The sequence below is a fragment of the Chryseobacterium endalhagicum genome (assembly GCF_016745235.1).
GTDB classification, from domain to species: domain Bacteria; phylum Bacteroidota; class Bacteroidia; order Flavobacteriales; family Weeksellaceae; genus Chryseobacterium; species Chryseobacterium endalhagicum.
In genome coordinates this window covers 464748-478586 of sequence record NZ_JAELVM010000002.1, presented here as the reverse complement: position 1 = coordinate 478586, position 13839 = coordinate 464748, and the positions used below count along the sequence as shown (strand labels likewise).

Genomic DNA, 13839 nt, shown 5'->3' with positions numbered 1-13839 from the left:
TGATATTTTTATTTCAAAAATAGCAAAATACTTATATTTGAAATAAAAAAATCTATGAAATACATTTTTCTGCTATTGTTTTCCGCAACATCGTGGGCCTTAGCGCAAAAACCATGCGGATATAAAGACGGACTTCAGGAGGGATCCTGTAAAGATTTCTACGAAAACGGACAGGTAAAACAGGTCGTGGAATGGAAAAAGGGGAAAATAGAAGGAGAAGCGGTCTATTATTATGATAACGGGAAGGTACAGGCTAAAGGGGAAAATAAAAAAGGCCATAAAGCAAAAGAATGGTCTTATTATGACAGAAATGGCGTTCTGACCTCCAAAGAAACCTTCAGAAATGGAGAGAAAAATGTATATGATGACAGCTCGCTCGCTACTTTTTACTCTCCTGCAGGAAAAATAACTGAAGTTTCCAATTACAGAATGGGCAAACTGCATGGTGAAACCAAGCTGTATCATGAAGACGGAAAATCTGTAAAACAGATCGGACAGTATGACAACGGACTGGCTGTAGGAAAATGGAAAGCCCTTTACCCATCAGGAAAAGTACAGCGTGAAACAGAATTCGCGAACGATAAGTGGAACGGAACCCGGGTTCATTACCGTGAAGACGGAGGCGTTGAAAAAACGGAAATCTACAGAGACGGAAAATTAATCTCAACAAAATAAAACAATTGGTACAGAAATTAAAACTGGAAGAACTGAACAGAATAGATGTAGAAACATTTAAGAAAGTTGAGAAAATTCCATTGGTCATTATTTTAGACAATCTCAGAAGCATGCATAATGTAGGGGCATCTTTCAGAACGGCGGATGCTTTTCTGATCGAAAAAATTATTCTTTGCGGTATTACGCCGCAACCCCCTCACCGCGAGATCCATAAAGCAGCACTGGGCGCTACAGAAAGTGTGGACTGGGGCCACGAAAGCGACATCAATACAGCCATCAGTGATTATAAAAGCCGCGGCTATGAGATCATAGGAATCGAACAGACCACAGACAGTGTGATGATTACTGATTTCAGCATAGACAAATCAAAGAAATATGCATTGATTTTAGGAAATGAAGTGGAAGGAATAAGTGATGAGGCGCTTCCCAATATCGATACATTTCTTGAGATTCCGCAGCTGGGAACCAAGCACTCTCTGAATGTAAGCGTATGCGGAGGAATTGTGATGTGGGAGTTTGCCAAAGCCCTAAAATAAAAAAACTGCATATGTCCTTAAAAGACAGTGCAGTTTGAAATAAATCTAATAAAAAGTAAAAATGAAAGGCGACAAAGGTACCTTTTTTTTCTTTACAAACAAATTTTAACATCATTTTTTTTATTTTTCCGGAAAAAAAGTGATGTTTTGGAGAAAAGTTTCGTTTAATTTTTTATAAATTAGCACAATGTTTATCAAGGATTATATCTCAAAAGACTTTCCATGTTTTAGCCTGACTGACTCCATAGAATCAGCTAGGAATACATTAGATGACTTTGGATATTCCCATATTTTCATTAAAAAATCCCATCATTTCTACGGAGCCATCGCTGAAGATTTCCTGTATGAAGGGGAAGGCACCTTAAAAGATCTTGAACACCAGATCGAGCGTTTCGCCATTCTGGAAGACAATAATATTATGGACAGCATCCGTCTGTTCTATACTTTTAACGCCAATGTGATCCCGGTGATCAACAAAAATGAAAAGTATCTGGGCTATATCACCTGTGAAGATATTTTTCAGAATCTTTCCCGGTATCCTCTATTTTCAGAAAGCGGAGCTATCCTTACGGTAGAAACGCCTACCAGGAGATATTCGATGACGGAGATCGCCAATATCGTAGAAAGCAATAACTCGAAATTCTACGGTGGATTCATCACTTTAATGTCAGACGAAGTCATTCAGGTGACCATTAAGATCAGCAATGAAAATCTGTCCTCGATAGACGCTACTTTTGACCGGTACGATTACAGGATTGTTCAAAAATACTATTCTGATGAAAAATCAGACCTGTTTAATGACCGGTTCGGATTTTTCCAAAAATTCATAGAAATATAACATGAAGGCAGCCATATATTCTCAGAAAAAAGACCTCGATACTTTTTTATATTTAAGCAAGTTTATTTCAGAACTTGAAACCCGGGGCGTAAAATCTGTTCTGTATGATGAAATGGCCGAAGCTCTTCAGTTCTCAAAAATATTTGAAACCTTCAACAGCAAACAGGACCTTCTGGATAAGGAAGTAGATCTTTTTTTTACTTTCGGGGGCGATGGAACCATCGTAAATTCCCTGACTTTCATTGAAGACCTTGAGATCCCGATTGTAGGGGTAAATACCGGAAGATTAGGATTTCTGGCCAGCTTTACCAAAGAAGAAGCTTTCAAAGAACTCGATGCCATTCTGAAAGGAGATGTGAAAACAAGCCGGCGTGCTGTGATTGAAGTGGTTTCACCAAGATCCGGCGATTTTTTCCCTTACGCGTTGAATGACGTAACCGTTTCAAGAAAAGAAACGACTTCCATGATTACTGTAGACTCTTATATCAACGATGAGTTTCTGAATGTTTTCTGGGGAGACGGCGTTATTGTTTCCACCCCTACAGGATCTACGGCTTATTCATTAAGCTGTGGCGGACCGATTATTTCTCCGAACAACGAAAATTTCGTCATTACGCCTATCGCTCCCCACAACCTGAATGTGAGACCTTTGGTAGTGAATGACAGGGTAGAAATAAAATTTAAAGTGGAGAGCAGAGTGCCTCAATATTCTCTTTCACTGGACTCGAGACTGGTTCATATAGAAACCTACAAAGAAATTATCATCAAAAAGGCCGATTTTCAGATCCTTCTGGTTCAGCCGAACCACTTAAGCTTCTACGAAACGATCCGTCAGAAGCTGCTTTGGGGCAGGGACAAAAGAAATTAGTAATTCCTCAAAAATGATTACCTTTACAGGAATTTTAAAAACGCCTAATAATTTAAAATAAAAAGTAAAACATGAGCAGAATTTTTCCGGCAGGAGTTGCCACAGGTCAATTAGTTACTGATATTTTTCAGTATGCTAAAGAAAACAAATTTGCACTGCCTGCAGTAAACGTAATTGGTTCAAGCAATGTAAATGCTGTAATGGAAACCGCAGCGAAACTAAACTCTCCTGTAATCATCCAGTTTTCAAACGGCGGAGCTGCTTTCAACGCAGGAAAAGGATTGAATAACGACGGCCAGAAATCAGCTATTTTAGGAGCTATCGCCGGAGCAAAACACATCCACACGCTGGCAGAAGCTTACGGAGCTACTGTAATTTTACACACAGACCACTGCGCTAAGAAATTACTGCCTTGGATAGACGGACTGATGGATGCTAACGAAGAATTCTTCAGACAAACCGGAAAATCACTTTATTCTTCTCACATGCTTGACCTTTCTGAGGAGCCTTTGGAGGAAAACATTGAAATCTCTTCCCAGTATTTCGAAAGAATGGCTAAGCTTAAAATGACGCTTGAAGTGGAAATCGGAGTTACAGGTGGTGAAGAAGACGGTGTAGACAACTCAGACGTTGACAACTCAAAACTATATACACAGCCGGAAGATGTAGCTTATACGTATGAAAAATTAAAAGCTATTTCTGAAAACTTTACGATTGCTGCGGCATTCGGTAACGTACACGGAGTTTACAAACCAGGAAACGTGGTTCTTACCCCGAAAATCCTTGACAACTCTCAGAAATTCATTCAGGAGAAATTCGGAACAGCTGACAAGCCGATTAACTTTGTATTCCACGGAGGTTCAGGATCTACTTTAGAAGAGATCAGAGAAGCTATCGACTACGGAGTAATTAAAATGAATATTGATACTGACCTTCAGTTCGCTTACACGGAAGGGGTTAGAGATTATATGGTTAACAATATCGATTATTTAAGAGCTCAGATCGGAAACCCGGAAGGAGAAGAAAAACCGAACAAAAAATTCTACGATCCAAGAGTTTGGGTAAGAAAAGGTGAGGAAACTTTCTCTACAAGACTGGTTCAGGCGTTTGAAGACTTAAATAACGTAAATACACTTAAATAATTTTTTGTAAAAAGTAGAATGTATAAAGTACAAAATAGATTTAATGCTTTTGGCTTTATACATTTTACCTTTTACATGATACATTAATACAAACAAAATGGCATTCGACTGGTTTAAAAGAAAAGCAAAAAACATTACCACCTCTACTGATGAAAAAAAGGATGTTCCCAAAGGTCTTTGGCATCAGACTCCATCAGGAAAAGTCGTGGAGCATGATGAACTGAGAAGAAACAGCTACGTTTCTCCTGAAGACGGATTTCATGTAAGAATAGGAAGTGCAGAATTTTTTGAGATCCTTTTTGACGAAGGTAAATTCACTGAACTGGATGCCAATGTTGAAAGTATTGATATCTTGAATTTCAAGGATACAAAACCTTATAAAGACCGTTTAAAGGAAGTAAAAGCCAAGACAAAACTTACAGACTCTATCAGAAATGCAGTAGGAACCGTAAAAGGAACTGAAATGGTGGTTTCATGTATGGATTTCGCTTTCATCGGTGGTTCTTTAGGTTCTGTAATGGGTGAAAAAATCAGAAGAGCTGTAGATTACTGTATCGCCAATAAACTTCCGTACATGATCATCTGTCAGTCCGGAGGAGCGAGAATGCAGGAAGCCACCTACTCTCTGATGCAGCTTGCCAAAGTACAGGCTAAACTTGCCCAGCTTTCTGAAGCAGGACTTCTTTACATCGCTTATCTGTGTGACCCTACTTTTGGAGGAATTACCGCTTCTTTTGCGATGACAGCAGATATTATCATGGCTGAGCCGGGAGCATTGATCGGTTTTGCCGGGCCAAGAGTAATCCGTGAAACGATCGGAAGAGATCTTCCGGAAGGCTTCCAGACCTCTGAATTCTTACAGGAAAAAGGATTTGTAGATTTCATCGTAAAAAGAACTGAAATTAAAGATACAGTAGCCAAAACAGTTAATTTATTAGCTGTAAAAGCATAAGATCTGTAACAAACACTATACAATCTCTCTCTAATTAGGGAGAGATTTTTATTTATGAGGACTTTTAAGATATTTTTTAATACCATCCGAAGCATGAGCCTGAAAAAGATCATGCGTCTTTTGTCACTGCTCCTTCCCCATCCTCTTTTTGCCATACTGAGCTTTCATGCCACGGTACAGGCCTTTGCCATCGCGCAGAAAAAATTCCCCAAAACAGCGTCCAACAACGGGATTGGAAATGCATTCAGACATGCTTTATGGTGCTGTTTCATTATGATGTACTGCTGCAAGGTCTCTTCGCCCCAAAAAGCACTGGACTTCTGCAAAAGACTGACAGACATGCATGAAGAGCTTTTCCCCAACGAACCTTTGGAAACCAAAATGGATCTTCACAACAATAAAATAGGCATGGAATATTTCATGGAACTTCTTCCGGGAATCCACCGCCAGTTTTTTGAGAAGAACTTTTTCATCGACAGCCTGGCCAAAAAGATGGATGATGCAAAGGTGTTAAAAAGCTTAGACGATGATTTTAAGGGGCATCTTGTTTATCTGGATGAAAAATAACAATATTTCTACAGAGTAATGCAGGACGTTTATGTTATTTAATCTTCATAAGATGTATAGCCCGTACTCACAAAATATTTATATTGAGCATTAAATCATCATGTTATGAGGCATACACTGATCGTAATACTTATACTTTGTTCTTCATTCTGTAAATCTCAAAATTTAAGAACTGGCAAAGAAACAAATGTTCTTTTTATTGGAAATAGTTTAACCTATTTTCATGATATGCCAAAAATGCTTCAAGCCCTATTGAACGAAACCGATCAGAATTTTAAGATCTATCAAAGTACTTTTCCAGGAATGTCTTTGTCGGATCATCTTGAACATATCATTGTCTCCCGGAATGAAAACGGGATCAATGTTCGGGAAAAGACCGGCTCCGAAACTACAGAAACAGAGAAAATGATTGCGGAAAGAAACTGGGATGTAATTATTATGCAGACCGGAACAGTGAATGTTTTAATTCCGGAATACAGAGATCAGGATATCGATCATGCCATACAAACCATAAAGAAATTAGTTTCCAATCCGGCCTGTAAATTTATAGTATTCAGCACATGGGCAGGGAAGAAAAATTATCCGCAGGAATACTGCTATCCATCAAAACTAGTTCCCGGATCAACATCCTGTTCACCAGTGATTAAAGATCCTGTGCAGCATCAAAAATTAATTTCTGAAGGCTACAGCTTACTGGCATCCAAAAATGATTTAATTCAATCTAAAAACAGCGAAAAATTTTATGAAGTCATGACAAAATATCCGGATATTGAACTGTTGGAAGATGATAGCCATCCCAATAAAACGGGTGCATTTTTCAATGCCTGCATTTTCTACAACCTTCTCACAAACAAGGATGTATCACAGCTCAACTATTCAGGGGAAATTAAGCCGGAAACAGCAAACAGATTAAAGAAAATGGCAAAGTAAAACCCAAAGCTGTATGGGAGGAAATCTTAAATAAAATTCCTGCTTTTGTCTGTCCCTCTTTTTCCATACACTTTTAGTAATTTTCACTACATTTAAAATCCAAAATAAAATTAAATGGTCCTCAGCAGAATTTGGTCGGCTTTTATCATTATCGCCATTGCCATTGCCAGTATTAAATACATTTCGTCAGACCACTACAAAACCATCTTTAATGATATGGTGGTAGGAAAAGGCGGTGACACGGTTCAGGTTGCTTCACAGCCGATGAATGCCCTTACCCCGGTAGTAAGGGACAGCCTGATGAAAAAAAATGATTTTGCAGACAGCAGGATTCATTACAAAACAGATTCTTTAAAACAAAACGTAAAAGTTTACCGGGTTCAGGAAGCAGACGGTGTTATCGGAACCTCCGAAACCGCCGTAAAAATCTGTATTGGCCTGATCGGAATCATGACCCTGTTCATGGGATTCATGAGTATCGCTGAAAAAGCGGGCGGAATTAATCTTTTAAGCCGTTTTATCCAGCCTTTTTTCTCGAAATTATTTCCCGATATTCCTAAAAACCATCCGGCTTTCGGACATATGCTGATGAATTTCAGTGCGAACCTTCTGGGGCTTGACAATGCCGCTACTCCATTCGGTTTAAAGGCAATGGAAAGTTTACAGACTTTAAATCCCAATAAAGATACCGCCAGCAATTCACAGATTATGTTTCTGTGTCTTCACGCCGGCGGAATGACACTTATTCCGGTGTCTATCATCGCCATCAGGGCTTCTATGGGTTCAAAAACACCGACCGATATTTTCCTTCCGTGCATGATCGCCACATTTGCAGCCACTTTAGCCGCAATGATCATCGTTTCATTGTATCAGAAGATCAATCTGCTGCGTCCGGTAGTCATTGCTTATGTAGGAGGAATTTCCGCTGTTATTGCTTTGCTTGTCTTGTATTTGACCAAATTAAGCAAAGATGAACTGGATACTTTCAGTAAAATTTTAAGTAACGGACTGATTCTCTTTATCTTTTTAGCCATTGTTCTTGGTGCGGTTTATAAGAAAATCAATGTATTTGATGCTTTCATCGACGGCGCCAAAGAAGGATTTACCACCTGCGTGAAAATCATCCCTTATCTGGTAGGAATGCTGATAGCCATCTCATTGCTGAGAACTTCCGGCGTTTTTGACGTGATCATTGACGGCATGAAATGGGTCGCCAATACTGCCGGATTTGACCCAAGATTTGTAGACGGCCTTCCTACCGCACTCATCAAGCCTCTTTCCGGATCAGGAGCCAGAGGAATGATGGTGGATACCATGGCTACATTCGGGGCAGACAGTTTCCAGGGGAAATTAGCCGCAGTTCTTCAGGGAAGCTCAGATACGACGTTCTACGTCATTGCAGTATACTTTGGAGCCGTAGCCGTAAAGAATACCAGATACACGGTAATTGCCATGCTTCTGGCAGATTTGGTAGGGGTTATTACTTCTATTGCGCTCGCGTATTTGTTTTTTGCTTAAATTGTACAGAGGTTTGGTGGCTTCGAGAACCTCAGCCACCAAACGCCGCATCAATAAACGAGCTAAATAAAAATATCAAATAATAGGACATACTAAAAAGCCACGACTAAATCTTCCGGGTGGCTGAGGCTCCCGAAGCCACCGTTAACTTTAAACATCGAACCTTAAACTTTAAACAAAAAAAATGATCACAGATAAAGAATTCACCCTAAGATTAATACGCCAGTTAACTCAAGCATTAGAAAAACTGATTTTAGACAAACCTGAAGAAAGTTTAATGCAGAAAGAATTGGACTTTGAGTCTTTGATGAAAGATATTTTCAAATTTGACTTTACGACCCTTTCCTTAAAAACAAAAGAAGAAATTATAGAAATCGTCAACGAAAGACAGGAAAGGGACCACAAAGATTATTATGAAATGCTGGGTAACCTTTTCTACTTTACAGGCAGGCAGGCTCAGAACAATGATTTCCTTGATAAGGCAAAAACGTTCTACGAACTCTATCTCCAGACCAGCGGTATTTTCGCATTACCCGTGATCAACAGAATTAATGAAATAAAAAAAGCACTTGAATAAAGTGCTTTTGTCTGTTTAGAAGGTAATTTTATAAGATCCGGTGGAGGATGTGCTTGCTTTTTCAGCTTTCACATATTTTTTTACCCAGGCTACCGATGTAGAGGCTACACACGGATCTGAAACGCCTCCCGCTCTTCGTGCAGAAACTACATTCCCTGCTTTGTCTACTGTGTAAGCAATGGTGATAGATCCGCCTGCGGTACAGCTGTGGGATGGCTGCGATCCGCCTCTGCCCATGGTTCCGGGAATATATCCTGTCAGCTTTCTGTCGATTCCTACTTTGCTGTCGCCGTTTCCATCACCGCCCAAAGGATCTCCTGCATTTCCTATTCCTGTGCCTGTTCCCTGACTTCCGGCTTTTGTTCCTCTTCCCCTGATCAGGTTTCCGATGGCTGCAGTTCCTTTTCCGTCACCGTTTCCGGTTTTGGAATTAGCCGTTGTGGCTCCGGATTTTTTAGTGCTTTTTGAGGCACTTGTGCTGGTGGCCGCTTTATTATTGGTCTTTTTGGATTCTTCTTTCTTAGGAACGCTGGTTTTGGAATTGTTTCCTGTAATCACCTTTTCTTTTACCTCGGTTTTCTTCGGTTCCGGTTCTGGCTCTGGTTTTATGACCGTTTTGGTTTCAGGAACCGGTGTTTCGGCCGGCTCGGGCGTTACTTCTTCCGTAGCAGCGGCCAGACTTCCGGGCTGGTCTGCCGGTTCTTCAATACCGTTCCCATTCCTGTTGTCCCCGAAATTAACAAGCATTGTAGTCATTACTTCCGGTTCTTTATCCAGTTCAGGTTTCAGTTTATATAAAAAAACAAAAAGCAAAATTCCAGACCAGATAAGGATAGAAAGCACTGCACTTTTTATCCTATCTCTGTTTTGTTCGTTTTTGTTTACTGAATAACTTTTCATCTTAAAAATGATTCTTTCCGGCAAAACCGGAGGCATTATTTATCTTTAACGGTTGCAATGGCAATATTAAATTTATTCTTTTCGGCAATCTCCATCACAAAGACAACATCTTTATGCATTGTATTTTCATCTGCACGAATGGTAAAAGATTTATTCGTCTGCCCTGTTAATTTACTGACGATTATGGATTCCAGCTGTTCTCTGGTAACCGGATTATCATCTACAAAATAAGATCCGTCCGGCTTGATACTTACCGTCAGCGGATTGGGAATATTATCTTCTACCGCTCCCGCTTTTGGCAACTTTACATCAATCGCGCTCTGATTGGCGGCCGATGAAGTGATCATAAAGAATATCAGCATCAGCAGGATAACATCGGTCATCGCGGCCAGACTGAATTCGGGATTCGCTTTATTTCTTCTTTGAATTTTCATCTGTTTCTTTTTACTTTTTTTTAATGGTCAGATGGAACCGCTCCATACGATTTCATAAAAAAGATTATAAAGGTTTATTGATCAGGTCTAAAAATTCTCCGGACATATTCTGAGCTTTCAGTACAAATCTGTCAATTCTTGTTAAAAGGATATTGTAGAAAAAGTTAGCAGGAATAGCCACTGCCAAACCTACCGCCGTCTGTCCCAATGCGGTATAAATACCTTCTGAAAGTGTCTTTGGTGAGAAAGACCCTGTCGCATGCGAAAGGTTAAAGAACGCAATAATCATCCCGATAACCGTCCCCAAAAGCCCCAGCATTGGTGCAATACTTGGCACTACCGCCAGAAGGTTCAGGTTTTTCTCCATATTGGCTACTTCTACCTGCGCCTGGGATTCCATGGCACTTACAATATCAGAAACCGGTCTTCCCAGTCGGGAAATTCCTTTCTCCAGAATTCTTCCTTCCGGGGAGTTCTGTCTTTTGCAGTAATCTGCTGCGGATTCTATCTTTCCTTCTTTGATAAAATCCTGAATATTTTCCATGAAATTGGAGTCTGTTTTAGACGTCAGCCTTTTAATAAAGAAAAAACGTTCAAAAAACAGGTATAGTGAAAACACCCCTAACGCTAAAACAATAAACATTACTATTTTGGCGAAAGCTCCTCCATGGAACATAATCTTCCAAAATGAAAATTCTAAATCGTCTGTTGCCACTGCCGGTGCAGTAATTTGTGCAAATAAAATCTGAGTAAGTTCCGTTAACAGCATTAATGTGAATTTTTATAAAAATTTAACGACAAATGTAGTGGAATATTATGAATTGCTCTCTTAAAAAATGCTTAAAAACAACTTAAAGTTTGTTATGATTGGAAGACAGCAAATTTCTTTCCAAAAGTAAATTTGAAAAGAAATCTGATACAAAAATGATGAGAAACGGTTAGTCCTCGTCTATATTGATATCGTCCTGCTTAAATTCGCATTTTAAACGGAATGGGATCGGCGTATCGGATCCTGTATAGAAATCGTCGATTGTTCCTTTCCAGATCACCTGAAGCTCACCTTCTTCGTTTTTCTCAAAGAGAAGTTCATTATCATAGATAAAGGCATCATCATCATCGAATAAGTCTACTTCTGTGTAGGTTTCTTCATCAGAATCGCTGATCTTAATGGTTTTTCCCTCGATTTCTTTTGATTCAATAGGAAAATCAAAAATTTCAAGTGAAAGCTGCGGAAAGTTGTACTGTAATGAATCATCATCTACATGATCCAAACTGTCATCCGTTATAATTTCAACCTCTAAAAAATGTTGCTGGTTGCTGTAGACCGCTTTACAATAAGTATTTCTAATATTGTATTTTAGGGTCTCCTCCGGATGGTAAATTTTTAAAATCCCTTTCATTATTTCTTAAAAAAGAGCTGTAATAATATGATTGTTAAACGTTTTAGACAAAGATAAAAAATTGATTCAAAGTTGAAAATATTTTCAAAATTATTTTTTTAAATCATTATGATTGATTATTCTGTATATGCAATAATACTTACTTTTGCTGTTATAAAGATTCTGAAAATGAAAAATATTGTATCAAAAGGTATTTTAGCCGTAGGACTGGTGATTGGCCTGGCTTCCTGCAAAAAATCTGATTCCCCGCTCACGAAGGTGACTCCAACGAATCTGGATTCTATTGCAGCCAATTATTATGAGCAGTATCTTAAACTGTATCCTTTAGAGGCTACTTCTCAGGGAGATATAAGATATAACGACCAGCTTCCGATCAATATCGACAAGGATTTTATTTCCGGAGAGATCGCCTTTTACAATTCTGTGCAGAAGCAGCTGGAAAGCGTTGACTATAAAGCTCTTTCAGATGAAGATAAAGTGGTTTACGATGTCCTGGATTATACTTTAAAAGATAAAATTGAGGCCTACGCCTATCACCCTGAATACATTCCTTTTACCCAGTTCGGAGGTCTTCCTCTGAATTTCCCGCTGTATGGGAGCGGAGAAGGAAGCCAGCCTTTCAAAACAGAAAAAGACTACAGCGACTGGCTGAAGAGAATGGAGAAATTTCCGGACTGGATGAATGCTGCAGCAGACAATTTCCGGGAAGGGATCAACAATAAAGTGGTTCTTCCTAAGAAACTGGTGATCAAAATGATTCCTCAGATGAAAGCGGAAGAGATCACGACCACGGACATGGACAAAAATATTTTCTACGGTCCAATAAAAAAGTTCCCGAAAGACTTTACAAAAGCCCAGAAAGATAAATTTTCAGCATTATATGCAGAAACGATCACCAAAAAGATCATTCCTGCCTATACCAAAATGGGAACATTTTTAGAGAAAGAATATCTACCAAAAGCTAGAGAAACAGACGGTTACAGCAGCCTTCCAAACGGAAACGAAATTTACAGATATTACGCAAAAAGCTGGACAACCACCAAGAAGACCCCTGAAGAGATCAATAAGATCGGACAGCAGCAGGTGGCTATGCTCCGCGCCGAAATGGAAAAAGTAAAACAGCAGTTAGGATTTTCAGGAACCCTTGAAGAGTTCATCAATTTTGTGAAAACAGATCCTAAAGCAATGCCTTACAAGACTTCTAAAGAGGTTCTGAACGGTTTCAACGGGATCCTGGCGAAGATCACCCCGAAGCTGAAAACGATGTTCAGCGTGACGCCAAAAACCAAGTTTGAGATCAGACAGACGGAAAAATTCAGAGAAGCAAGCGCCAGTGCAGAATATATCCAGGGAACTCCGGACGGAAAAAGACCGGGAATATTCTATATGCCTCTTCCTGATCCTTCCCAGTTCAATGTAACTTCCGGAATGGAGTCTCTTTTCCTTCATGAGGCTATTCCGGGACACCATTATCAGGTTTCCCTGCAGCAGGAGAATACAAAACTTCCGAAATTCATGAGATTTGGCTGGTTCGGAGCGTATGGCGAAGGCTGGGCGCATTATTGTGAAACCTTAGGGCCAGAGTTTGGTCTTTATACAGATCCTTACCAGAAAATGGGTTATCTGAGTGATCAGATGCTGAGAGCGGTAAGACTGGTGGTTGATACAGGAATTCATACCGGAACCATGAGCAGAGAAGAAGCGATAAAATATTTCCTGAGCAATATTTCCTATGATGAAGCCAGTGCTACGGCTGAAGTGGAACGATATATGGCCATGCCTGGCCAGGCTTTAGGCTATAAAATAGGGTCTTTAAGAATCCGTGAGTTGAGAGATCAGTATCAGAAACAGCTTGGAAGTAAATTCAATCTGGCGAGTTTCCATGATGAAATCTTAAGCCAGGGATGCCTTCCTCTTGATGTTCTGAACAGGAAGATGGAGCTTTGGGCGAAGAATCAGAAATAATTTATTTAAAAAAAATAAAAATAATAGAGATGGGATGATTAATTTTAATGTCCCATCTTTTTTTATCTAATTTAATCCAATTAATATGATCATAGAAAGCCTGAGATCTCTCTACAGCAGAGATTTAAATAAGTTAAAAGCAGAAATAGCCTCTTACCGGAATGAAGAAGCAATCTGGAAAACAGATCAGAATATCGCCAATTCTGCGGGCAATCTCTGCCTTCATCTGGTTGGAAATCTTAACCACTTTATTGGGGCAGAACTGGGAAAAACCGGCTATGTCAGAAACAGGGAGCTGGAGTTTTCACTGAAAGATATTCCCCAAACTGAACTTTTAGCCATGGCAGAAGCCACCACGACAATGGTTGATCAGGTTCTCAGCCGGCTCACTCCAGAAGACCTCGAAAAAGAATATCCTCTTGTTGTTTTTGAAGATAAAATGACGACCGGATACTTTCTGATCCATCTGATCACGCATCTGGATTATCATCTCGGACAGATTAATTATCACAGAAGGCTGCTGGATATCTGACTTTC

The 13839-nt window shown here is 39.6% G+C and carries 16 protein-coding genes; 12 read left to right on the top strand and 4 right to left on the bottom strand.

What is annotated here, in order from left to right; genetic code table 11:
- Positions 1-54 precede the first annotated feature (54 nt).
- The 10 genes from JET18_RS12485 (at position 55) to JET18_RS12440 (ending at position 8603) form a co-directional block, all read left to right on the top strand.
- Positions 55-675 carry a toxin-antitoxin system YwqK family antitoxin gene (locus JET18_RS12485; RefSeq protein ID WP_202091479.1) on the top strand — a complete coding sequence of 207 codons (621 nt, stop codon included), beginning with the start codon at positions 55-57 and terminating at the stop codon, positions 673-675.
- Positions 676-680: 5 nt separating this feature from the next.
- On the top strand, positions 681-1211 hold the full coding sequence (locus JET18_RS12480) for an RNA methyltransferase (RefSeq protein WP_090026261.1): 531 nt from the start codon (positions 681-683) through the stop codon (positions 1209-1211).
- Between the two features lie 187 nt (positions 1212-1398).
- Positions 1399-2049: a CBS domain-containing protein gene (locus JET18_RS12475; RefSeq protein ID WP_202091477.1), complete on the top strand. Its 651-nt coding sequence runs from the start codon at positions 1399-1401 to the stop codon at positions 2047-2049.
- A 1-nt stretch (position 2050) separates the two neighbouring features.
- Positions 2051-2917, top strand: a complete 867-nt coding sequence (locus JET18_RS12470) for an NAD kinase (protein ID WP_202091475.1) — start codon at positions 2051-2053, stop codon at positions 2915-2917.
- A gap of 71 nt (positions 2918-2988) precedes the next feature.
- On the top strand, positions 2989-4059 hold the full coding sequence (fbaA, locus tag JET18_RS12465) for a class II fructose-bisphosphate aldolase (RefSeq protein ID WP_202091473.1): 1071 nt from the start codon (positions 2989-2991) through the stop codon (positions 4057-4059).
- Positions 4060-4156: 97 nt separating this feature from the next.
- Positions 4157-5011 carry an acetyl-CoA carboxylase, carboxyltransferase subunit beta gene (accD, locus tag JET18_RS12460; protein WP_202091471.1) on the top strand — a complete coding sequence of 285 codons (855 nt, stop codon included), beginning with the start codon at positions 4157-4159 and terminating at the stop codon, positions 5009-5011.
- 54 nt (positions 5012-5065) lie between these two features.
- Complete coding sequence (locus tag JET18_RS12455) at positions 5066-5578, top strand: DUF6973 domain-containing protein (protein WP_202091469.1); 513 nt, start codon at positions 5066-5068, stop codon at positions 5576-5578.
- Between the two features lie 105 nt (positions 5579-5683).
- Positions 5684-6508 (top strand): DUF4886 domain-containing protein, encoded by an 825-nt coding sequence (locus JET18_RS12450; RefSeq protein ID WP_202091467.1) that lies wholly within the window; start codon positions 5684-5686, stop codon positions 6506-6508.
- 114 nt (positions 6509-6622) lie between these two features.
- On the top strand, positions 6623-8026 hold the full coding sequence (locus JET18_RS12445) for a nucleoside recognition domain-containing protein (RefSeq protein WP_202091465.1): 1404 nt from the start codon (positions 6623-6625) through the stop codon (positions 8024-8026).
- Between the two features lie 184 nt (positions 8027-8210).
- Positions 8211-8603: a hypothetical protein gene (locus JET18_RS12440; protein WP_202091463.1), complete on the top strand. Its 393-nt coding sequence runs from the start codon at positions 8211-8213 to the stop codon at positions 8601-8603.
- A gap of 15 nt (positions 8604-8618) precedes the next feature.
- On the opposite strand, the gene JET18_RS12435 is transcribed toward JET18_RS12440, so the two are convergent.
- From JET18_RS12435 to JET18_RS12420, 4 genes are all read right to left on the bottom strand, one after another.
- On the bottom strand, positions 8619-9503 hold the full coding sequence (locus JET18_RS12435; protein WP_202091461.1) for a ferric siderophore ABC transporter substrate-binding protein: 885 nt from the start codon (positions 9501-9503) through the stop codon (positions 8619-8621).
- A 35-nt stretch (positions 9504-9538) separates the two neighbouring features.
- A complete protein-coding gene (locus tag JET18_RS12430) occupies positions 9539-9937 on the bottom strand; it encodes an ExbD/TolR family protein (protein ID WP_202091459.1) in 399 nt (132 codons plus the stop codon).
- A 64-nt stretch (positions 9938-10001) separates the two neighbouring features.
- Positions 10002-10706, bottom strand: coding sequence for a MotA/TolQ/ExbB proton channel family protein (locus tag JET18_RS12425; protein ID WP_202091457.1), 705 nt, complete (start codon positions 10704-10706; stop codon positions 10002-10004).
- Positions 10707-10875: 169 nt separating this feature from the next.
- A complete protein-coding gene (locus tag JET18_RS12420) occupies positions 10876-11337 on the bottom strand; it encodes a hypothetical protein (RefSeq protein ID WP_202091455.1) in 462 nt (153 codons plus the stop codon).
- 168 nt (positions 11338-11505) lie between these two features.
- Here JET18_RS12420 and JET18_RS12415 point away from each other — a divergent pair, with 168 nt between their 5' ends.
- Positions 11506-13302, top strand: coding sequence for a DUF885 domain-containing protein (locus JET18_RS12415; RefSeq protein ID WP_202091453.1), 1797 nt, complete (start codon positions 11506-11508; stop codon positions 13300-13302).
- 85 nt (positions 13303-13387) lie between these two features.
- Positions 13388-13834 (top strand): DinB family protein, encoded by a 447-nt coding sequence (locus tag JET18_RS12410; protein WP_202091451.1) that lies wholly within the window; start codon positions 13388-13390, stop codon positions 13832-13834.
- Positions 13835-13839 lie beyond the last annotated feature (5 nt).